At 74.3% G+C, this 17,246-nt stretch carries 20 protein-coding genes; 4 read left to right on the top strand and 16 right to left on the bottom strand.

The features are described from left to right. The first annotated feature begins 229 nt into the window (after positions 1 to 229). Both ACZ4WV_RS24355 and ACZ4WV_RS24350 read left to right on the top strand, forming a co-directional pair. Positions 230 to 1,567 carry a S28 family serine protease gene (locus tag ACZ4WV_RS24355; RefSeq protein ID WP_465750084.1) on the top strand — a complete coding sequence of 446 codons (1,338 nt, stop codon included), beginning with the start codon at positions 230 to 232 and terminating at the stop codon, positions 1,565 to 1,567. A gap of 155 nt (positions 1,568 to 1,722) precedes the next feature. Further along, a complete protein-coding gene (locus ACZ4WV_RS24350; RefSeq protein ID WP_465750082.1) occupies positions 1,723 to 2,250 on the top strand; it encodes a peptidylprolyl isomerase in 528 nt (175 codons plus the stop codon). A 60-nt stretch (positions 2,251 to 2,310) separates the two neighbouring features. Here ACZ4WV_RS24350 and ACZ4WV_RS24345 read toward each other — a convergent pair whose 3' ends face one another. The 3 genes from ACZ4WV_RS24345 to ACZ4WV_RS24335 form a co-directional block, all read right to left on the bottom strand. After that, positions 2,311 to 2,844, bottom strand: a complete 534-nt coding sequence (locus ACZ4WV_RS24345) for an EF-hand domain-containing protein (protein ID WP_465750080.1) — start codon at positions 2,842 to 2,844, stop codon at positions 2,311 to 2,313. 51 nt (positions 2,845 to 2,895) lie between these two features. After that, entirely contained in the window at positions 2,896 to 3,453 is a 558-nt protein-coding gene (locus ACZ4WV_RS24340) for a hypothetical protein (protein WP_465750078.1), read from the bottom strand. A 194-nt stretch (positions 3,454 to 3,647) separates the two neighbouring features. Continuing rightward, positions 3,648 to 5,114, bottom strand: coding sequence for an aminotransferase class I/II-fold pyridoxal phosphate-dependent enzyme (locus ACZ4WV_RS24335; RefSeq protein WP_465750076.1), 1,467 nt, complete (start codon positions 5,112 to 5,114; stop codon positions 3,648 to 3,650). A gap of 107 nt (positions 5,115 to 5,221) precedes the next feature. Here ACZ4WV_RS24335 and ACZ4WV_RS24330 point away from each other — a divergent pair, with 107 nt between their 5' ends. Further along, positions 5,222 to 6,316 carry a carboxylate-amine ligase gene (locus ACZ4WV_RS24330; RefSeq protein WP_465750074.1) on the top strand — a complete coding sequence of 365 codons (1,095 nt, stop codon included), beginning with the start codon at positions 5,222 to 5,224 and terminating at the stop codon, positions 6,314 to 6,316. Between the two features lie 99 nt (positions 6,317 to 6,415). Next, positions 6,416 to 8,137, top strand: a complete 1,722-nt coding sequence (locus tag ACZ4WV_RS24325) for a PP2C family protein-serine/threonine phosphatase (protein ID WP_465750072.1) — start codon at positions 6,416 to 6,418, stop codon at positions 8,135 to 8,137. Between the two features lie 70 nt (positions 8,138 to 8,207). Here the strand turns inward: ACZ4WV_RS24325 and ACZ4WV_RS24320 are convergent, their stop codons facing one another. The 13 genes from ACZ4WV_RS24320 to ACZ4WV_RS24260 form a co-directional block, all read right to left on the bottom strand. Continuing rightward, entirely contained in the window at positions 8,208 to 9,482 is a 1,275-nt protein-coding gene (locus ACZ4WV_RS24320; protein ID WP_465750071.1) for an AI-2E family transporter, read from the bottom strand. Positions 9,483 to 9,561: 79 nt separating this feature from the next. Continuing rightward, positions 9,562 to 11,412, bottom strand: coding sequence for a complex I subunit 5 family protein (locus ACZ4WV_RS24315; protein ID WP_465750069.1), 1,851 nt, complete (start codon positions 11,410 to 11,412; stop codon positions 9,562 to 9,564). A 6-nt stretch (positions 11,413 to 11,418) separates the two neighbouring features. Next, complete coding sequence (locus ACZ4WV_RS24310; protein WP_465750067.1) at positions 11,419 to 11,763, bottom strand: sodium:proton antiporter; 345 nt, start codon at positions 11,761 to 11,763, stop codon at positions 11,419 to 11,421. A 129-nt stretch (positions 11,764 to 11,892) separates the two neighbouring features. After that, on the bottom strand, positions 11,893 to 12,633 hold the full coding sequence (locus tag ACZ4WV_RS24305) for an MnhB domain-containing protein (RefSeq protein WP_465750065.1): 741 nt from the start codon (positions 12,631 to 12,633) through the stop codon (positions 11,893 to 11,895). Beyond that, positions 12,630 to 12,899 carry a Na(+)/H(+) antiporter subunit B gene (locus ACZ4WV_RS24300; protein ID WP_465750063.1) on the bottom strand — a complete coding sequence of 90 codons (270 nt, stop codon included), beginning with the start codon at positions 12,897 to 12,899 and terminating at the stop codon, positions 12,630 to 12,632. Before ACZ4WV_RS24300 ends, ACZ4WV_RS24305 begins: the two co-directional genes overlap by 4 nt. After that, a complete protein-coding gene (locus tag ACZ4WV_RS24295; RefSeq protein ID WP_465750061.1) occupies positions 12,896 to 13,189 on the bottom strand; it encodes a monovalent cation/H(+) antiporter subunit G in 294 nt (97 codons plus the stop codon). Before ACZ4WV_RS24295 ends, ACZ4WV_RS24300 begins: the two co-directional genes overlap by 4 nt. Then, positions 13,189 to 13,446: a monovalent cation/H+ antiporter complex subunit F gene (locus ACZ4WV_RS24290; protein ID WP_465750059.1), complete on the bottom strand. Its 258-nt coding sequence runs from the start codon at positions 13,444 to 13,446 to the stop codon at positions 13,189 to 13,191. The genes ACZ4WV_RS24295 and ACZ4WV_RS24290 overlap by 1 nt, the downstream gene beginning before the upstream one ends. Further along, positions 13,443 to 13,901, bottom strand: a complete 459-nt coding sequence (locus ACZ4WV_RS24285; protein ID WP_465750057.1) for a hypothetical protein — start codon at positions 13,899 to 13,901, stop codon at positions 13,443 to 13,445. The genes ACZ4WV_RS24290 and ACZ4WV_RS24285 overlap by 4 nt, the downstream gene beginning before the upstream one ends. Before the next feature lie 178 nt (positions 13,902 to 14,079). Next, positions 14,080 to 14,298, bottom strand: a complete 219-nt coding sequence (locus ACZ4WV_RS24280) for a hypothetical protein (RefSeq protein ID WP_465750055.1) — start codon at positions 14,296 to 14,298, stop codon at positions 14,080 to 14,082. Positions 14,299 to 14,358: 60 nt separating this feature from the next. Further along, complete coding sequence (locus tag ACZ4WV_RS24275) at positions 14,359 to 15,543, bottom strand: alcohol dehydrogenase catalytic domain-containing protein (RefSeq protein ID WP_465750053.1); 1,185 nt, start codon at positions 15,541 to 15,543, stop codon at positions 14,359 to 14,361. A gap of 64 nt (positions 15,544 to 15,607) precedes the next feature. Then, positions 15,608 to 15,781 (bottom strand): CsbD family protein, encoded by a 174-nt coding sequence (locus tag ACZ4WV_RS24270; RefSeq protein WP_465750051.1) that lies wholly within the window; start codon positions 15,779 to 15,781, stop codon positions 15,608 to 15,610. Between the two features lie 142 nt (positions 15,782 to 15,923). Further along, positions 15,924 to 16,226 (bottom strand): hypothetical protein, encoded by a 303-nt coding sequence (locus ACZ4WV_RS24265; protein ID WP_465750049.1) that lies wholly within the window; start codon positions 16,224 to 16,226, stop codon positions 15,924 to 15,926. Further along, positions 16,223 to 17,185 (bottom strand): SDR family NAD(P)-dependent oxidoreductase, encoded by a 963-nt coding sequence (locus ACZ4WV_RS24260; RefSeq protein ID WP_465750047.1) that lies wholly within the window; start codon positions 17,183 to 17,185, stop codon positions 16,223 to 16,225. Before ACZ4WV_RS24260 ends, ACZ4WV_RS24265 begins: the two co-directional genes overlap by 4 nt. Between the last annotated feature and the right edge of the window lie 61 nt (positions 17,186 to 17,246).

The following is a 17,246-nucleotide window of genomic DNA, read 5'->3' as shown; positions in this document are numbered from 1 at the left end:
ACCCCACCGCGAAACCCCCCCCCCCCCCCCCCCCCCCCCCCCCCCCCCCCCCCCCCCCCCCCCCCCCCCCTCCCCCCCCCCCCCCCCCCCCCCCCCCCCCCCGGTCCGCTGATGGGGACTCCCCGCGGCAGCTCCCTCCCGGGAGGGAGGCGGAACCCTCTTCGGCGGGATCCGCGCAGACCGCCGCCCCGGTTGACTGGAGATCAACGACGACCGGGGAGGAAGACCCATGCTGCGCAGGCGAATCGGACGACTGGCGGCCCGGACGGTGGCCCAGGCGGTGGCGGTGGCGGTGCTGGCCGGAGCGGCTGCGGTGCCCGCCGTGGCGGTGCAGGGCGCACCCGGCGACATCCGCGCCGCCATCGAGGCGGTGCCGGGGCTGCGGATCGTGGAGGAGAAGCCCGCCGCGCCCGGTCTGCGCTTCTTCGTCCTGACGCTGCACCAGCCCGCCGACCACCGCCACCCCGAGCGGGGCGGCTTCGAGCAACGGCTCACCCTCCTGCACCGGGGCACCGACCGCCCGACCGTGCTCTACACCAGCGGCTACACCGTCTCCACCAGTCAGTACCGCTCGGAACCCGCCGAACTGCTGGACGGCAACCAGGTGAGCACCGAGCAGCGGTTCTTCGGCACCTCCCGGCCCGAGCCCGCCGACTGGAACGACCTCGACATCCAGCAGGCCGCCGCCGACCACCACCACGTCATCGAGGCGCTGCGCGCCGTCTACCGGGCGCCGTGGATCTCCACCGGCGGCAGCAAAGGCGGCATGACCACCGTCTACCACCGCCGGTTCTACCCCCAGGACGTGGCCGGATCGGTCGCCTACTCGGCGCCGAACAACGTCGACGACCGCGAGGACTCCGCCTACCTGGACTTCCTGCGCACGGTCGGCACCCCCGAGTGCCGCAACGCCCTGCAGGCCGCGCAGCGCGCCCTGTTGGAGCGCCGCACCGCGCTGGTCGCCCGTTACCAGGCGTGGGCCAACTCCCGGGGCGACGGCTTCCGGCTGGTCGGCAGCGCGGACAAGGCGTTCGAGGCCGCCGTCCTGCGCGCGCCGTTCATGTTCTGGCAGGGGCGTGGCCAGACCGCCTGCCCGGCGGTGCCGCCCGCGGACGCCTCCGACGACGCGCTGTACGACTGGCTCTTCAGCGTCGCCCAACTGCCCGTCTACGCCGACGCGGTGGCCACCGAGTTCATTCCGTACTTCTACCAACTCGGCACCCAGCTCGGCTACTTCCCGGTCGACACCGACCGCCTGACCGACCTGATCCGCTACCCCGGCGCCACCGAGCCGCGCACCTTCGTCCCCCGCGACGTCCCCCTGCACTACCAGCCGCAGGCGATGCGCGACGTGGACCGCTGGGTTCGCACCCGCGGCGATCACCTGATGTTCGTCAACGGCGCCGCGGACCCGTCGGTCGCCGAGCCGTTCCGACTCGGGAGCGGCTCCCGGGACTCGTACACTTTCGAGGTGCCGGGCGGGACGCATTCGGTGCGGATCGCCCAACTGCCCGCCGCGGACGCCGAGGTGGCGACCGCCACCCTGCGCCGCTGGGCGGGTGTGTGACGGGCTGACGACCGGGGCGTGACCGGGCCCGCTCGTGCCGTCGCGTCCCGGTGCCCCGGCCACTCGTGCGGGTGAGATGCCGTGTCGTCGCTTCTGAACCCCTCCGTCCGCCCACGAGACTGACCGCACCGATCGGACCTACCGAAGGACATGTGATGGCGGAAGAGCTGTACGCGACGCTGAAGACCACCAAGGGCGACATCGGGATCCGGCTGATGCCGAACCACGCGCCCAAGACCGTCCGCAACTTCGTGGAGCTCGCCACGGGCGAGCGGCAGTGGACCGACCCGAACACCGGCCGGCCGAGCAACGAGCCGCTCTACGACGGGACGGTGTTCCACCGGGTCATCGAGGGCTTTATGATCCAGGGCGGCGATCCCCTGGGCAACGGCACCGGGGGACCGGGCTACGAGTTCGAGGACGAGTTCCACCCGGACCTGGCGTTCACCAAGCCCTACCTGCTGGCCATGGCCAACGCCGGGCCGGGGACCAACGGCTCCCAGTTCTTCATCACCGTCGGACCGACCACCTGGCTCACCGGCAAGCACACCATCTTCGGTGAGGTCGCCGACGAGGCCGGCCGGCGGGTCGTCGACGCGATCGCCACGACGGAGACGAACCCCCGCAACGACCGTCCGGTGCAGGACGTCGTCCTCGAGAAGGTCGTCATCGAGACCCGCTGACACGCGGTGCGCGCGGGCCGGAGCGCGTCGCGCGCTCCGGCCCGGCTGGGGGTGGGGCGGTCAGTACAGGGCGTCGCCCATCGGCGAGCCGTCGCCCGTGACGTACGCACGGATCGCCGCCAGGTACTCCTGGCGGCTGATGCGTCCGTCCCCGTCGCCGTCCAGCGCGTCGAACGCCGCGTCGGCGTTGTCGGCCCGGTTGCCCAGAGCGCGGCGCAGTGCGGTGAACTGCGTCCGGTCCAGGGTGCCGGCCCGGTCGGCGTCGGCGAGGTCGAACAGAGCGCCCAGGGCGTACTGGCAGACGTTGTCGAACTTGTCGGCGTCCACCCAGGCGGCGTACTCCTGGTAGGTCATCACGCCGTCGCCGTTGGCGTCCATCGCGGCCCAGGCCCGCTCGCCGGCGGCACGGGCGGCGACGACCAGGGGATCGTCGTCGGCGCGGCCGGTCGCCCGCTGGGCCCGCTCGATGCGGACGAAGTAGTCGTGCCGGGAGGCGACGCCGTCCCCGTCGGTGTCCAGCATCGCGTAGACACGGGCCTTCGGGCTTGCGGGATCGGCCGGGGCCGTCTGCGGCTCGGCGGAGGGGAGCGGCATGTCGGGTCTTCCTTCGTGTTCGAGGTGGGCGTCCGTCGCCGGGCTGGTCGTTCAGTGGGTGAGGCGCAGCACCAGGGTCGAGTCGAGGGCGGTCTCCCCGGCGGGGGTGCCGCAGCCGGTCCCCGAGCTGGTGCCGATGGCGTTGACGGTGTCGCCCGCGAAGCGCGTGCTGTCGGGGGTGACGGCGCCGGTGACGACCAGCGAGGCGGTGCCGTTCACCTTGACGACGTCGGTCCGGTCGAACCGGAAGGTGGAGACCGTCCCGTCGGTCCAGTGGACGGTCGTGGTCGAGGTGTCGCCGTGTTCGTCGCCGGTGCACTCGGTGGCCGGCATGGTGACGGTCCGCTCGAAGGTGCCGGTGCCCGCGTCGGCGCCGGCGGCGTCCGTACAGGACGCGGTGCCGGTCATGGCCAGGGTGTCGGGCACGGGGAGGTTGGTCCCGCCCGGGCCGACGGCGTGGGCGAAGACGCCGTGCCCCTTCAGCACGCAGGTGGCGTCGATCGCGGGCGCGGCGGCCTCGGCCCTGTTCGGGGCCCCGGTCAGCAGCGGCACGACGGCGAACAGGGGCACGGCGGCGGCCAGCAGCGCGCCCCGGACGGCGATCTTCATGCGTCTTCTCCCGATGGACTCGGCTTCGGAGTGGACGCACCCGCCCGCGGGCCCGCCCCCTGATGGCGGCCTTCCAGCCGCCCTGGGCATGATCAGGGGTGAGGCCCTCGCTGTCCCAGCGACCCGCCATGCGCGATCGCGGATTCGCCCTATCGGGTGGTCGCCGGGTGGTCGGCTTTACTCCTCGGTCGGCTCTACTCCTCGACAGCCACCCGGACGGTGTCCAGGCCGGGGTCCGCGGCGTCCGGGACGAGCATGCCGGCCTCGATGCCGGTGCGCAGGTAGCGGATCACCTCGCCGTTGAGCCGCTCGCCCGGCAGGGCGGCGGGGATGCCGGGCGGGTACGGGGTGAGCATCTCGGCGGCGATCCGGCCGGCGGCCTTCTCGACGGGGACCTGCTCGGTGGGCCCGAAGAAGGCGTCGCGGGGCAGCAGCACCTGTTCGAGGCGCAGTTCGGCGGGGTCGGGGACGTGGACCCGGCCGGCGGGGCGCAGGGTGGGCGCGATGTCGGCGAGTTCGGTGAGGGCGTCGAGGAGGACCTGCGTGGTGGTGCTGTCGTCGGCGTGGCTGAGCTGGGCGCTGATCCGGCGGTGGTCGCACACGTGCAGGTTGATCTGGTGGTGGGAGCGCAGCCAGTCGCCGGCGCGGTAGCCGGTGGTGCCGAGCGCGGAGATGTCGATGACGATCTGGAGCGGGTCGAGGTCGGCGGCGCGCCCCTCGCCGCAGAAGTCCGCGCGGCCGTGGACGTGCAGGCCGTCCAGCCGGTCGATGTCCCGGCGGAGTTCCTGGGCGAGGTGCAGGGCCCGGTCGTAGAGGTCGCGGCCGTGCTGGACCATCTGCCGGCGCCAGCCGTCGAGGGCGGCGTAGATCAGGACGGACGGGCTGGTGGTGCCGAGCAGGTCCTCGCGCTGGCTGAGCACGGCCGGGTCGATCCGGTCGCCCTGGAGGTGGAAGACCGAGCTCTGTTCGAGGGCGGACCCCATCTTGTGGACGGAGGTCACGCACACGTCGGCGCCGGCGTCCATGGCCCACCTCGGCAGCTCCGGGTGGAAGGGCAGGTGCGCCCCCCACGCCTCGTCGACGATCAGCGGGGCGTCCTGGCGGTGGCAGACCTCGGTGATCGCGGCGAGGTCCGCACAGGCGCCGTAGGGCGTGGGCGAGGTGACGAGTGCGCCGCGGGCGTCCGGGTGCCGCTCGAACGCGGCGCGGACGGAGTCGGCGGAGGGCGGGTGCGCGAGGTGCAGGTCCGGGTCCCACTGGGGGTCGACCCACGCCGGGCGGATTCCGGCGAGGATGAGGCCGGCCACGACGGATTTGTGGACATCACGGCCGACCAGCAGCTTCTCGTGGGGGCCGGCGACGGACAGCATGGCGGCCTTCACCGACAGCGAGCTGCCGCAGGTGGAGAAGAACGTGTGGTCGGCGCCGACGGCCTCGGCCATCAGCTCCTGGGCGTGCTCCAGGATGCCCCGGGAGGACGTCCGGTCGTCCAGGCCACCCGTCGCCAGGACGTCGGAGCGGAACACCTCGGCGCCGAGCGCCTGCAGGACGCGCGGGTCGGTGCCACGGCCCTGTCGGTGGCCGGGGGGCGTGAAGCCGGTCATCGGGTTGGCGTGGAAGGCCGCGAGGGCCTCGAGGACGGGGGCTTGGGACTGGTCCATGGGCCGCGCCTGCCCGGACGGGCCGGAAGGAAACGGGACGGCGAGGGTGGGGCCGTCGGCCCGCCGACCGACGGTTCGACCCGGGCCCGGAGGGTAACCGTGCGGATGTGCTGACCATCGGCGTGGAGGAGGAGTACGTCCTCATCGATCCGACCAGCGGCGTGCCGGTGGCCCGTGCGGCCGACGTCCAGGCAGCCGCGAACCGCCAACGCGCCCTCACCGAGGGCGAGGTCCAGCGGGAGCTGAGCCAGGCGCAGATCGAGGTCGCGACCCCGGTGTGCCGCAGTCTCGACGAGGTCGGCGGGCACCTGCTGAGGCTGCGGCACGGTCTGGCCCAGGCGGCCCGGGCGTGCGGCTGCCGCCTCGCGGCGACCGGCTCGGTGCCCTTCACCGACCGGCTGCGCGTCCCCGTCACCCGCGCCCCCCGCTACCTGAGGCTCCGGCGGGCCGCACCGGCCCTCGTCGACGAGCAACTGATCAACGGCATGCACGTCCACGTCGGCGTCCCGGATCGCGAAGCGGGCGTACGGGTCCTCAACGGCCTGCGGCCGTGGCTGCCGGTGCTCACCGCCGTCGGCGCGAACTCCCCTTTCTGGCACGGTCGGGACACCGGGTTCGCCAGCTGGCGCACGGTCGTCTTCGACCGGTGGGGGGTGTCCGGTCCGCCGCCCGCGTTCGCCGGCGCCGCGGACTACGACCGCCGCATCCACGCCCTCGTGGACCACGGGCTGATCGCGGACACCGGGCAGCTGTACTGGCACGCCCGGTTGTCCGAGCGGTACCCCACGGTGGAGATCAGGGCCATGGACGTGCAGCTCACGGTGGACGAGGCCGTGCTGGTCGCCGGGCTCGTCCGGGCGCTGTGCGCCAGCGCCCTCACCGGCGCCGACTGTCTGTTCCCCGAACTTCCGCAGTCCGAGCCCGAGTTCATCCGAGCGGCGGGCTGGTACGCCGCCCGGCACGGGATGACGGGCATGCTGCACGATCCGGTCACCGGCCGCCAGGCGCCCGCCCCACAGGTCACCGGAGCCCTGCTCGCCAGGCTGGACGACACCCTGACGGCCACCGGCGACCGGGACCGGGCGGCCTGGCTGCTCGGGCGCCTCCACCGGGACGGCAACGGCGCCGTCCGGCAACGGCGCGCGCTGCGCCGGGGGGGCCGTGCCGGGTTGGTCGGTCTGATCGTCGAAGAGACCGGTTGAACCACGGTGCCGCCCGCCGTCGGGAGGGGCGGATCCGACGGCCTGATCTACTGGGGGTACCTTTCCGTCCCCTCCCACCGATGTGCGAAGGGTGCACCCATGCGAGGGCAGGAGTCCGCAGCGGCGGCGCCGTCAGGCGTGGCTCCCGAGGTCGGCGACCTCGGCGGCTACCTGGTCGACGGCAGCGGGCGGATCGTCGCGGTCAACGACCACGGCCTCCGGCTGCTGCGGCTGAGCCGTACGGACGCGCTCGGCCACGACCACCACGAGCTGCTGCACCGCAGCCCGGACGGGAGCGCGGTCCCCCGGGCGCAGTGCCCGGTCCTGGACGCCGTGCTGTCCCGGGCCGCGTGCAGCGGTTCGAACCTGTGCTTCCTGCGCGGCGACGGCCTGCTTCTGCCCGTGCACTGGACGGCCACCCCCTGGCCCGGCGGCAGCGCCGGCAGCGGTGCGAACGGCGAGAACGGTGAGAGCGGGAACGGCGCGGTCGCCCTGGTGCTGTTCCACCCCAGCGCGGAGGACATGGCGGTCAACGCCCCGGGGACGCTGTCGGAGCTCGAACGGCTCGCGCTGCTCGCCGAGACCACCACCTCACTGACGTCGACCATGAACGAGCAGGAGACGGTCGACCGGCTGGCCGGGCTGGTGCTGCCGCGGTTGGCCGACTGGGCGGTGGTGGACCTCATCGACGACGGCGGTGACATCTGGCGCACCCGGGTGATCGAGTACCGGGACGGCCGCGCGGTCCGGCACCCGCAGCTGGAGGGGCCGATGCCCGCCCTCACCGAGCAGTCCACGCGGCCGCTGTCGCGTGCCCTGCGCGGAACCGCGGCCTCCCTGGCCGACCCGGGGCTCTACCAGGGCGAGCCCGACTCCGGCATCGCCGTCGTCCAACGCGAGCTGTTCCTCGCCACCGGCATGCACTCGGCCGCCATCGCGCCGATCCGCGGAGCGCGGGAGATCCTCGGCGCCCTCACCCTGGGGCGCAGCGCCAGCCCCGTGCCGTTCGCCACCCGTGACCTGTCGCTGCTGGAGGACATCACCCGCCGGGTGGGGCTGGCGATCTCGAACTCGCGTCTGTACCAGCGCCAGCGCCGGGTCGCCGAGACGATGCAGCGCCACCTGTTGCCCCGCCTCCCCGATGTGCCGGGGGTGGAGCTGCACGCCGGGTACCTGTCCGCGCCGGACGCCTCCCAGGTCGGGGGCGACTGGTACGACGCCTTCAGCCTCTCCGAGGACGCCACCGCCCTGGTGATCGGCGACGTCGTCGGCCACGACCTGGAGGCCGCCGCCGGCATGGCGCAGCTGCGCAACATGCTCCGTGCCCTCGCCTGGTCCCACCAGCGCCGGCCGAGCGGCGTCGTCGAGCAGCTCGACCAGGCCATGGGCCGCATCACCGACCTGCCCACCGCCACCCTCATCCTGGGCCACCTCACCCCGGACGCGGACGGCGGCTGGACCTGGACGTGGACCAATGCGGGCCACCCACCGCCGCTGCTGGTCACGTACGACGGCCGCGCCGACTACCTCCAGGCGCCGCGCAGCCTGCTCCTCGGCAGCGGTCTCTGCGCCGCCCGGGCCGACGCCTCCGTGCGGTTGCCGCCGGGCTCCACGCTCCTGCTGTACACCGACGGCCTCATCGAATCCCGGGCCAGCGGCATCGAGCCGGGCCTGGCCCGGCTCCGCCGCCACGCCGCGGCCCTCGCCCACCACCCCGTGGAATCCTTCTGCGACCGCCTGCTGGAGCGCGTCCGCCCGCCGGACAACGACGACGACGTGGCCCTTCTGGCCCTGCGCGTCCCGCGCCGCCACGGCCGCTGACCCGCGAGGGGTGCCGCGGAACGGGCGGTGCCCGGTGCGCGGCTGTCCCTCGGTGCCGGCGGCCGCCGCTTCAGCCGCGCCGCTCGGTGCCGTCCGGTGCTGGGGCGTCCCGCTTCGGGCCGTCCCGCTTCGGGCCGTCCGGTGCTGGGCCGTCCGGTGCCGGGGCGTCCCGCTTCGGGCCGTCCCGCCCGCCGTCCCGCAGTTCGGTGAGCACCGCCCAGGCGACCGACACCACCGGCACGGCGACGAGCGCGCCCAGCACCCCGGCCAGGACGGCCCCGCCGGTCACCGACAGGGCGATGGCCACCGGGTGGATGCGCACCGACCAGCCGAGCACCAGCGGGTGCAGCAGGTGTCCCTCGATCTGGCCGATGATCACGATCAGGGCGAGCACCAGCAGCGCGACCACCGGCCCGCGCGCCGCCAGGGCGACCAGCGCGGCGATGGCCAGGGCGATCGGGGAGCCGATCAGCGGGATGAGCGTGGCCACGAACTCCAGCACGATCAGCGGCAGGACCAGCGGCACCCGCAGCAGCGCCAGGGCGATGCCGACCAGCGCGGCGTTGGTCGCCGCCACGATCAGCACGCCCCGGGTGTACCCGGCGAAGGTGTGCCACGCGGCTTGCCCTGCCCGGCCGAGGACCGGGCGGGCGCGGACGGGCAGTTGCCGCTCGGCCCAGGACCACATCCGGTCGCCGGAATGCAGGAAGAACACCGAGCAGAACACCGCGAGGGCCAGTCCGGTGACGAACTCGACGGCCCGGCTCGCCCCGCTGAGCGCCGTGCTCAGCAGTGCGGAGCGGTGGGCGGAGATCCAGTTTCCGATCTTGGCCCGCAGGTCCGTGACGGTGCCGGGGCGCAGGTGGAAGGGGGCGCGGGTGAGCCAGTGGTCGATCCGGCCGAGGCCCCCGCTCAGCTCGTTGCTCAGCCGGTTCCACTCGTCGGCGACGTTCGTCCCGACCAGGGCCAGGACCCCGGCGACGACCACCATGGCGAGCAGGAACGCGAGCAGCACGGCGAGCGAGCGGGGCAGCGCCCGGGCGAGCAGGTCGACCAGCGGGCGCAGCACGGAGGTGATGACCAGGGCCAGGAACAGCGCGATCACCGGGAGCTGGAGTTCGCCGAGGATGCCGACGACCAGGTACGCCACCACCCCGAGCAAGCCCAGCCGCCAGGCGTAGCCGGCGGCGGTCCGCAGCCCGGCGGGCACGCGGTCGCCGGGCGGCGCCGGGCGACCCGGGCGGAGCGCCACCCGGGCCGGACGGGGCGCCACCCGGGGCGGGCGGCTGCCGAGCGGCCCGGGGTGGCGGCCGCGCCGGCCCGATCCGCCGCCGTTCACGTCCACGGGGCGCCTCCCTGACGACGGCCGGCCTCGATTCGGTCCTCGCGGCTACCCCCGGCGGGCGGGGCGGAAACGGCCCCGCTCACAGCTGGGCCATGAGCGTCACCAGCATCGCGGCCAGACCCACGGCGAGCCACGCCACGTAGTCGCCGAGCAGCCCGGAGTGCAGGCGGCGCAGCGGCAGCACCGTCGTCCGGTACAGCCCGCCGGTGCCGCGCCTCGGGTCGCGGCGCACGGCCGCGGTCGCGAAGCCGACCGCCAGCAGCGTGGAGAGCAGGCCCAGCCCGACCCCGGAGGCCGTCCACCAGGCCTCGGGAGCGGGGGCCGGGCCGGGGGCCGGGCCGGGATGCCCGAGGACGTCGGCGAGGTAGCCGGCCCGGTCGGTGAACGCCGTCGCCGCGGACGCCAGCGCCCGCCCGACTCCCGGCAGCACCCCCACGGCCAGGCATCCGGCCAGCAGCAGCGCGGGAACGGCGACCATCGGCTTCGGCACCCGGCCCTCGGCCGGACGGATCTCGGGTTCCTCGCCCTCCCCGGTGGTCGCGGCCACCTCGGGACGCTCGACGGGCGGAAGGCCGAACCCGCCGAAGACCCGCAGCCCGGCCCGCAGCACCGCGCCGCCGGTGAGCGCCGAGACCAGCACGAACACGGTGGGCAGCCAGCCGAGTTCACGCCCGGCGGCTTCCTCGGCAAGAGCCTTGCCGAGGCCGGTACCGTACGGGGGCAGTCCCGCCAGGGCGAGCGCACCGAGGATGAACAGCAGCCCGGGAAGCCGGAGTTCGCGCGCCCGGCCGTGCAGGCCGTGTTCGTCCACCGAGCCGTACCGGTCGAGCAGGACGCCGGTGAGCCCGAACAGGGCCGCCTTTGCGCCCGCGTGGCCGGCCACGTACACCGCCGCGCCGCTCAGCCCGGCCGGATCCAGCAGGGCGGCGCCGATCAGGAACAGGCCGACGTGGCCGACGGTGGAGAACGCGAGCATCCGCTTGAGGTGCCGCTGCTCCCAGCACATCGCGGCGCCGACCAGGGCGGTGATGACGCCCAGCGCGAGCAGGGTGTCCCGGACGACGGAGTCCGGGAGTCCGCCCGCTCCGGCGAAGACCACGCGGTGGATGCGCGCCACGCCGTAGACGCCGAGTTCGACCATCGCCCCGGACAGCAGCATGCACACCGGGCTCGGCGCGACGGCGTGGGCGTCCGGGAGCCAGAAGTGGAAGGGTGCCGCCGCGGCCTTCACCAGGGGGCCGGCCAGCACCAGGACGAACGCGATCACGACCAGGGCGTCCCGGCCGTGTCCCGCCGCGGCCCGTTCGTCCAGGGCGGCCCCGATCTGGGCGAGGCCGAGTTCCCCGGTGCGGGCGTACAGCAGGCCGATGCCGAGCAGGGAGAGGTAGGCGGCGGCCGAGTTGACCAGCCCGAAGGCGAGCGCCCCCTGCAGCGGCCGCGGGTCCTCGATCCGGTAGCCGGTCAGCGCGTAGGCGACGGCGCCCATCAGCTCGAAGAAGACGAAGGCGTCGAAGAGGTCCCCGGTGAGCGCGAAGCCGCACATCCCGGCCTCGAAGAGCAGCAGCAGGGCGGGGAACATCCCGCCGTGCTCACCGGAGGGTTCGTCGAAGTACTTCCAGGAGTAGCACAGGACGACCAGGACCAGGACGGCGACGAGCAGCGCGAGGCCACTGCCGATCCGGTCGGCGACCAGGACGATGCCCACGCTGTGGCCGCCCGCCGGCGTCCAGTCGCCCAGCCAGGACACCGCCCGGCTGTCGGGACCGGTGCGGGCCCACAGCAGGCAGAGGCAGACGACGTCGGCGGCGGCCCAGACGGTGGCGAGGGCGTCGCGGCCCGGGCGGGGCAGCCACCGGCCGGCGACGGCCAGAACGGCCGCGCCCAGCAGCGGGATCGCGACGGCCAGCGGGAGGAGGTCCGCGGTGCGCACCCGGCCTCACCCACGCAGCCCGGTGAGTTCCTCCGGGTCCACCGTGCCGTGCCGCTTGCGCAGTTGGATCACCAGGGAGAGCAGCAGCGCGGTGACGGTCGCCCCGACCACGATGTCGGTCAGCGTGAGGGCCTGCACGACCGGGTCGACCACCGGGGCGTCGGTCGGCAGGTCGGAGTAGACGGGGGCGGTGGCGCCGCTTCGGTAGCCGACGGCGAGCAGCAGGACGTACGTCGAGGACTGCGCGACGGCCAGGCAGCCGACCGCATGCACCAGATTGCGGCTGGTGACCAGCCCGTACAGGCCGGCGAGCAGGATCCAGCCGGCCACCAGGTAGGGGAAGACGCTCATGTGTCCACCTCGCTCCGCTCGCTCATGCGTCCACCCGGCGCCGTCGGCTGTGCCCGCTCTGCCTGCTCCGCTTGTTCGGTCGGCACCGCCCGTTCGGTCGGCTCTGCGGTCTGTGCCGGCTCCGCGGGTTCATCGGTCACTCCTTCGGGGGACGACTTCGACCGCCTGGTCCAGGAAGTGCGCGAGCAGCACCACCACGCCGGAGGCGACCTCCACCCCGACGGCGGCGTTGATCACCGCGACCAGCCCGCTGGAGGACATCTGGTTGAAGGTGCCGAACGGCAGGGTGTTGGTCAGGTAGGCGGCGCCCTGGGCGAGGCCGATCAGCCCGAGCCCGGCATACGCCCCGGCGGCCAGGGCGTCCGCCACGTCCAGCACCGCGAGCGGGCGGATCCGCTTGAGCACCACGTAGTCGGCGGCGACGTAGGCCAGGTGCAGGGCGGTGGCCAGCACCACGCCGCCCTGGAAGCCGCCGCCGGGGCTCAACTGGCCGTGGGCGACGAGGTATCCGCCGGCCAGCAGGGTGACCGGCAGCATCGTGGCGCCGAACAGCCGGGTGCTGGGCAGGACGGGTTCGGCGGCTGCGCGGCGCTTGTGCTCGTCCCGGGCCAGGCGCAGCAGTATCCCCGCGCCGAGCACCGAGCCGAACAGGATCGACTCCTCGCCGAGGGTGTCGAAGGCCCGCTGGTCGAAGTTGACGGAGGAGACGATGTTGGCCGTCTGCCGAGCCAGTCCGGCGGCCACCGCCCGTTCCCCGTACGGGTGCCGGGACCCGCCGAAGCCGGGGAGCTGGGTCGCGGCGGTGATCAGGGCGGCGGCGAGGACGGCTGCGGCGGTCAGGAAGAGCCGCAGTCGGGCGGTGCGGCTCACTCGCCGCTGTCCGAACGGTCGTCCGGCTGTTCCTCGCGGCGCACCCGGCGGACGGTCAGCAGGATCAGCAGCGGGGTGATCGCGCTGCCCACGCCGAGTTGGGAGAGCGCGACGTCGGGGGCCTGGAGGACGGTGAACAGGAGGGCGAGGCAGAGCCCGAGCAGGGCGAGGACGGCCGCCTGCCGGACCGGGTTGCGGGTGAGCGCGGCGGCGGTCGCGGTGATGGCGGTCAGCAGCAGTGCGATCACGATCAGGGCGTTGTTCACCGCTTCGTCTCCCGTTCGGCGCGGACGGTGGTTCTGGCGACGGCCATCGTGGTGACGGTCCCGCCGACCGCCAGCAGCAGGCCGATCACCAGCAGCTTCGCGGCCGCCCGGCCCGGCCCGGTGTCCACCGCGAGGGCGAGGGCGACCAGCGGGGCGCCCAGGGCGGCGGCGGGGGAGAGGGCGTGCAGCCGCAGGTAGGGGCCGGGCAGCAGGACGAGGGCGAGCGCGGCGAGCAGCAGTGCGGCGGTGCCGGCGCCCAGCAGGACCAGGGCGAGGGTGTGGCGGCCCATCACCGCTCCCTTCCGGCCAGGAAGCGGGTGAACACCAACGTCCCGGCGGGTGCGAGCACGGCGAGGTCGAGCGCCAGGTCGGTGTAGGAGCTGCGGCTGAACCCCTGGGCGAGCAGCAGCAGGACGACGGACGTCACCATGGCGGTGAGGTTGAGCGCGGCGAGGCGCTGCTCGGCGGCGCCGCGCAGCCCGAGCAGCAGGCAGGGGCCGATCGCGCCGACGGCGAGGAGGGCGGCCGTCAGCAGCCAGGCGTTCACGGGGCCTCTCCGGTCAACGCCCGCTCCAGCGCGGAGGCTTCGTCGCCGAGCGTGTGCACGCTGAGGCTGCCGACCTCGCCGTTCTCGGCGTCCACGGCGAACGCGCCGGGTGTCGAGGACAGCAGCGCCGCAGCCCAGGCCGCACCGGTGCCGGGGGCGAGTCGGACGGTCCGGAAGCCGCCGCCGCGCCGGTGTCGCGGGGACAGGACGGCGAGCGCGAGCCGACCGGTGTCGGCCAGCAGCGTTCGTGGGTACGCCCAGAGGGCGTGGGCCAGTCGGGCCCGTCCACCGACGGTGGCCCCGGAAGCGCGTCGCACCGCGACGGCGCCGGCCGCGCCGAGGCCGGCGATGCCGCCGCCGACCGCCACCTCCAGGGGCGTCACCGAACTGATCAGTACCGTGTTGAGCAACAGCAACACCCCCCACCAGAGCAGGAGTTCGACCGCCGTCCGCATCGCACCACCCCCAAGTCCTCGATGTCGGGGCGCCCGCCGCCGTGGCGGGCGCCCCAGGTCTACCGTCCGATCGGCGTACGCGTGTCGCACGCAACGCCGCCGGGGTCGCGATCGCCGTACCGGACCACCCGTTCGCCGGACGGCGGGGCCGAAACCTCCGATGATCGGCCCGGTCGGCTCAGTCGGGGGTCTCGTGCGGCTCGGACGGGTCGTCGGGCTCCGCGGACGGCTGCTCCGACTCCGGGGCCGGCTCCGTCACCTCGAACTCCGGGCCGTCCTGCGGTCCTTTCCCCGCGTCGGGTGCGGGCGGCGGTCCGCCCTCACCGGTCATCCGGGACTCAGGGGTCTCCACCGGCACCGGCGGGTCCTTCGGAACGGGCTTTCCCGGCTCGTGCATCGCGTTCACCTCCTGGGGCGGGACGGGCGGGTCGGGCCGGCAGTGCGAAGCCCGGGAGCGTCAGGGCTGGAAGAGCACCTTGACCACGCCGTCCTGCTTCTGTTGGAACATCTCGTAGGCGTGCGGAGCCTCGGTCAGCGGCAGGTGGTGGGTGGCGAAGCCCTCCACCCCCAGCGGGTCGCCGTCGCCGAGCAGTGGCAGCAGGTCCTCCGTCCAGCGCAGGACGTTGGCCTGTCCCATCCGCAGCCGCAGCTGTTTGTCGAACATGGTCATCATCGGCAGCGGGTCGGTCATCCCGCCGTAGACGCCGGACAGCGAGATGGTGCCGCCGCGGCGCACCATGTCCACCGCCAGGTGGAGGGCGTGCAGCCGGTCGAGGCCGACCCGGGTCATCAGCCGGGAGGCCACCGCGTCCGGCAGCAGCGAGGTCATCCGCTGGGCGGCGGTCGCGGCGGGGGAGCCGTGGGCCTCCATGCCGACCGCGTCGATCACGGAGTGCGGGCCGCGGCCGTCGGTCAGCTCCCTGGCGGTGTCGACCACCCGGGACCCGTGCCGGGCGAGGTCGAGCACCTCGACGCCGTTCTTCCGGGCGCGTTCCAGCCGCTCGGGCACCAGGTCGACGCCGATCACGGTACCTGCCCCGCGGTGGCGGGCGATGCGGGTGCACATGTCCCCGATCGGGCCGAGGCCGAGCACGGCGACGCTGCCGCCGGGCGGGATCTCCGCGTACTCGACCGCCTGCCAGGCGGTGGGCAGGACGTCGGACAGCAGGACGAAGCGGTCGTCCGGCGGCCCGTGCGGGACGGTGATCGGCAGCGTGTTGCCGAACGGGACTCGCAGCAACTCGGCCTGCCCGCCCGGTACTTGGCCGTAGAGCTTGGTGTAGCCGAAGAGGGCCGCGCCGGTACCGTAGGCGTGCACCTGGGTGGTCTCGCACTGGGACTGCAGGCCCTGCACGCAGGTGTGGCAGGTGCCGCAGGAGACGTTGAACGGCACGACCACGCGGTCCCCCGGCTCGACGGCGTGCACGGCGCTGCCCGTCTCCCGCACCACGCCCATCGCCTCGTGCCCGAGGATGTCGCCCTCGTCCAGGAAGGCCCCGAGGACCTCGTACAGGTGCAGGTCGGATCCGCAGAGACCGGTCGTGGTGACCTCCACCAGGATGTCCGTGGGCTCCTGGATCACCGGGTCGGGGACGGAGTCGACGCGGACATCGCGGCGCCCGTGCCAGGTCACGGCCTTCATACTGGCTCTCCCTCCGGTCGGACCGGGCCGGCGGCCGCACGGGGGCGGCCGCCGGCTGCCCGGCTCAGTCCTTGCCGACGTCCTTGACCTTCTCGGCGGCCTGCTTGAGGTCGCTCTTCATCTGCTTGCCACGGCCCTCGGCCTCGACGCCCGGGTCGTCCGTGGCCTTGCCGGCGGCCTCCTTGGCCTTGCCGTGGACCTTCTCCGCCGCGTTGCGCAGCTTGTCGTCGGTACCCATCGGGTGCACTCCTCTCGTGGCGGGGGCTGGTGACGCCCCGGCAGCGCGTCTGCCCCGCGCCGGGGAATCCACACCGGGAATTCCGCCCCGGCGATTCCGTCCGGGCGATTCCGCGCCGGGGACTCCACATCGGGCCGGGGCGTCAGCCGCCCGACGGTTCGGCGTGGGCGGGCAGCCCGTGGACGATCCGCCCGTCCGGGCCGGTCATGACGACCAGGCCGTCGAGGTGGGCGAGGTGGTACGGCTGGCCGCCGTCGACCATGATCATGTAGACCAGGCCGCAGGGTGCCACCTCGGCCCGGACCCGTTCGTCACAGTCCTGGTAGACCGGGTGCCCGTGCGGGCCCGGCGGACCGTCCAGGGAGACCAGGCACCGGCCGACGGGCGCCGGACACTCCACGAGCCACGCGGGGGGCGGTTCCACGGACACCGGGGCCGCCGTCATGACGCCGTCGGCTCGTTGTGGGCCCGGCTCGCCCGGCGTCCCAGGGCGGTCAGCCGGTGGACCGGGCCGCCGCGCGGGTGCCGGCTCGCGGCCAGGACGCCGGGCACGCCGTGCTCCGGGGCGCCACCCGCCCCCGGCAGCAGCCGTGCCGTCAGGGCCAGCAGGCGGTTCGTGGTGGCGGGTGCGACGCCGTGCGCCAGCACCGCGGCCTTGGCGAGCGGCGTCAGCACCAGCTCGCGCCGTCCGCTCTCGGCCGCCCGGACGATCCGCCGGGCGGCCCGCTCAGCGTCCATCGACACCAGCGGCAGCGAGGCGGCGGTCGCGAACCACGCGTACTCCCGGCCCGCCTGCCCGGCGAACTCGGCGGCGGTCTGCGAGCCGGTGCGCATCAGCCCCGGCAGGACGGTGGTGACCCGGATCCCGTACTGCGCCAGCTCCGCGCACAGGCCCTCCGACAGCCCGGTCAGCGCGAACTTGGCGCTTACGTACGGCAGCAGGTGCGGTGCCGGGATCCGCCCGCCGATCGAGCTGATCATCACGATCGACCCCGCGCCGCGGGCCCGCATCGACGGCAGCACCGCCTGGACCAGCCGCAGCGCCGCCATCGCCATCAGTTCGTGCGCCCGGCGGAAGTCCTGCTCCTGCATCGTCGAGACCGGGCCGACCTGGATCAGGCCGGCGTTGTTGACCAGCAGGTCGACCTCGGCGCCGAAGCGTTCCCGCACCGCCGCCAGCAGGTGGGCCGGCGCCTCGGCGTCCATCAGGTCACAGGTCGTCGCGGCCACCTCTCCTCGGCGGCCGCGCAGCTGCCGCAGGGCCCGCTCCAGCGCCAGTTCGTCCCGGCCGCAGATCATCACCGAGCAGCCGCGCTCCGCGAGTTCCCCCGCGATCAGCAGACCCAGCCCCCGGGAGGAGCCGGTCACCAGGGCCGTCCGTCCGGCCAGGCTCGTGCCGCGCATCGGTCGTACCTCCTTCCGGACCCGGGGTCCGACCCTGCCGCGTGTGTCCGGTCGGCCCGGC

The sequence above is a fragment of the Kitasatospora sp. NPDC029312 genome (genome assembly GCF_055569215.1).
This window is presented reverse-complemented; position numbering and strand designations above follow the sequence as displayed.

What these genes read in the sequence shown, in the direction of transcription:
- ACZ4WV_RS24280 (WP_465750055.1), bottom strand. Translation starts at nt 14,298, where the DNA reads ATGCACGAGCCGGGAAAGCCCGTTCCGAAGGACCCGCCGGTGCCGGTG.
- ACZ4WV_RS24295 (WP_465750061.1), bottom strand. Translation starts at nt 13,189, where the DNA reads ATGGGCCGCCACACCCTCGCCCTGGTCCTGCTGGGCGCCGGCACCGCC.
- ACZ4WV_RS24355 (WP_465750084.1), top strand. Translation starts at nt 230, where the DNA reads ATGCTGCGCAGGCGAATCGGACGACTGGCGGCCCGGACGGTGGCCCAG.
- ACZ4WV_RS24345 (WP_465750080.1), bottom strand. Translation starts at nt 2,844, where the DNA reads ATGCCGCTCCCCTCCGCCGAGCCGCAGACGGCCCCGGCCGATCCCGCA.
- ACZ4WV_RS24325 (WP_465750072.1), top strand. Translation starts at nt 6,416, where the DNA reads ATGCGAGGGCAGGAGTCCGCAGCGGCGGCGCCGTCAGGCGTGGCTCCC.
- ACZ4WV_RS24285 (WP_465750057.1), bottom strand. Translation starts at nt 13,901, where the DNA reads ATGCGGACGGCGGTCGAACTCCTGCTCTGGTGGGGGGTGTTGCTGTTG.
- ACZ4WV_RS24350 (WP_465750082.1), top strand. Translation starts at nt 1,723, where the DNA reads ATGGCGGAAGAGCTGTACGCGACGCTGAAGACCACCAAGGGCGACATC.
- ACZ4WV_RS24265 (WP_465750049.1), bottom strand. Translation starts at nt 16,226, where the DNA reads ATGACGGCGGCCCCGGTGTCCGTGGAACCGCCCCCCGCGTGGCTCGTG.
- ACZ4WV_RS24260 (WP_465750047.1), bottom strand. Translation starts at nt 17,185, where the DNA reads ATGCGCGGCACGAGCCTGGCCGGACGGACGGCCCTGGTGACCGGCTCC.
- ACZ4WV_RS24340 (WP_465750078.1), bottom strand. Translation starts at nt 3,453, where the DNA reads ATGAAGATCGCCGTCCGGGGCGCGCTGCTGGCCGCCGCCGTGCCCCTG.
- ACZ4WV_RS24275 (WP_465750053.1), bottom strand. Translation starts at nt 15,543, where the DNA reads ATGAAGGCCGTGACCTGGCACGGGCGCCGCGATGTCCGCGTCGACTCC.
- ACZ4WV_RS24335 (WP_465750076.1), bottom strand. Translation starts at nt 5,114, where the DNA reads ATGGACCAGTCCCAAGCCCCCGTCCTCGAGGCCCTCGCGGCCTTCCAC.
- ACZ4WV_RS24310 (WP_465750067.1), bottom strand. Translation starts at nt 11,763, where the DNA reads ATGAGCGTCTTCCCCTACCTGGTGGCCGGCTGGATCCTGCTCGCCGGC.
- ACZ4WV_RS24270 (WP_465750051.1), bottom strand. Translation starts at nt 15,781, where the DNA reads ATGGGTACCGACGACAAGCTGCGCAACGCGGCGGAGAAGGTCCACGGC.